Origin of the sequence: Sulfuriferula thiophila (assembly GCF_003864975.1) — a bacterium.
Taxonomy (GTDB): domain Bacteria; phylum Pseudomonadota; class Gammaproteobacteria; order Burkholderiales; family Sulfuriferulaceae; genus Sulfuriferula; species Sulfuriferula thiophila.
In genome coordinates, this window is sequence record NZ_BHGL01000031.1 from 1 (window position 1) to 1,938 (window position 1,938).

At 53.0% G+C, this 1,938-nt stretch carries 2 tRNA genes and 1 rRNA gene; all 3 read right to left on the bottom strand.

Annotation, left to right across the window (positions count from 1 at the left end):
- Positions 1 to 85 precede the first annotated feature (85 nt).
- Positions 86 to 161: transfer RNA gene (locus EJE49_RS09825), tRNA-Ala, on the bottom strand.
- Between the two features lie 7 nt (positions 162 to 168).
- Positions 169 to 245, bottom strand: a tRNA-Ile gene (locus EJE49_RS09830).
- A 125-nt stretch (positions 246 to 370) separates the two neighbouring features.
- Positions 371 to 1,908, bottom strand: a 16S ribosomal RNA gene (locus EJE49_RS09835).
- Positions 1,909 to 1,938: the final 30 nt, after the last annotated feature.

Below are 1,938 nucleotides of genomic sequence, written 5' to 3' on the forward strand. Positions count from 1 at the left end.
TACTGCAACTAATTTCACTCCGCACATGTGTTTCAGTCACTTCCATCCCGCTCTCGCCGATCCCTCGGCTATCTAGCAGGGTGTTTGGTGGAGGATGACGGGATCGAACCGACGACCCTCTGCTTGCAAAGCAGATGCTCTCCCAGCTGAGCTAATCCCCCGTAATCTTGGTGGGTCTGGTTGGGCTCGAACCAACGACCCCCGCGTTATCAACACGGTGCTCTAACCAACTGAGCTACAGACCCTGTGTCAGGATCTAGTCGTGTCGGGCTTCGTCGCTCTCCTAATTCAAGCGGTTCGCCTTCTTCGCGCCATTCCCTGTGCGTCGCTAACAATCGATAAGTGTGAATATTTACAGCAGCTTCTCTAGAAAGGAGGTGATCCAGCCGCAGGTTCCCCTACGGCTACCTTGTTACGACTTCACCCCAGTCATGAATCCTACCGTGGTAAGCGCTCTCCCGAAGGTTAAGCTACCTACTTCTGGTAATACCCACTCCCATGGTGTGACGGGCGGTGTGTACAAGGCCCGGGAACGTATTCACCGCGACATGCTGATCCGCGATTACTAGCGATTCCGACTTCATGCAGTCGAGTTGCAGACTACAATCCGGACTACGATCGGCTTTCTGAGATTAGCTCCCCCTCGCGGGTTGGCAACCCTCTGTACCGACCATTGTATTACGTGTGAAGCCCTACCCATAAGGGCCATGAGGACTTGACGTCATCCCTACCTTCCTCCGGTTTGTCACCGGCAGTCTCATTAAAGTGCCCAACTAAATGATGGCAATTAATGACAAGGGTTGCGCTCGTTGCGGGACTTAACCCAACATCTCACGACACGAGCTGACGACAGCCATGCAGCACCTGTGTTACGGTTCTCTTTCAAGCACCAAGCCATCTCTGGCAAGTTCCGTACATGTCAAGGGTAGGTAAGGTTTTTCGCGTTGCATCGAATTAATCCACATAATCCACCGCTTGTGCGGGCCCCCGTCAATTCCTTTGAGTTTTAATCTTGCGACCGTACTCCCCAGGCGGTCAACTTCACGCGTTAGCTGCGTTACTAAGGAGGTCTCCCTCCCCAACAACTAGTTGACATCGTTTAGGGCGTGGACTACCAGGGTATCTAATCCTGTTTGCTACCCACGCTTTCGTGCATGAGCGTCAGTATCGACCCAGGGGGCTGCCTTCGCCATCGGTATTCCTCCACATATCTACGCATTTCACTGCTACACGTGGAATTCTACCCCCCTCTGCCGTACTCTAGTTTATCAGTTTCCAACGCAGTTCCCAGGTTAAGCCCGGGGCTTTCACATCAGACTTGATAAACCGCCTGCGCACGCTTTACGCCCAGTAATTCCGATTAACGCTCGCACCCTACGTATTACCGCGGCTGCTGGCACGTAGTTAGCCGGTGCTTCTTCTGAAGGTACCGTCATTAATCATGGTTATTAACCATGATCGTTTCTTCCCTCCTGAAAGAGCTTTACAACCCGAAGGCCTTCTTCACTCACGCGGAATGGCTGGATCAGGGTTTCCCCCATTGTCCAAAATTCCCCACTGCTGCCTCCCGTAGGAGTCTGGACCGTGTCTCAGTTCCAGTGTGGCTGATCATCCTCTCAGACCAGCTACTGATCGTCGCCTTGGTAGGCCTTTACCCTACCAACTAGCTAATCAGACGTCGGCCGCTCCACTAACGCAAGGTCCGAAGATCCCCTGCTTTCCCCCTCAGGGCGTATGCGGTATTAGCACAGCTTTCGCTGCGTTATCCCCCATTATTGGATACGTTCCGACGCATTACTCACCCGTTCGCCACTCGCCACCAGAGCAAGCTCCGTGCTGCCGTTCGACTTGCATGTGTAAAGCATTCCGCCAGCGTTCAATCTGAGCCAGGATCAAACTCTTCAGTTTAATTCCTGTTTCGCTACTCACCATTACCCT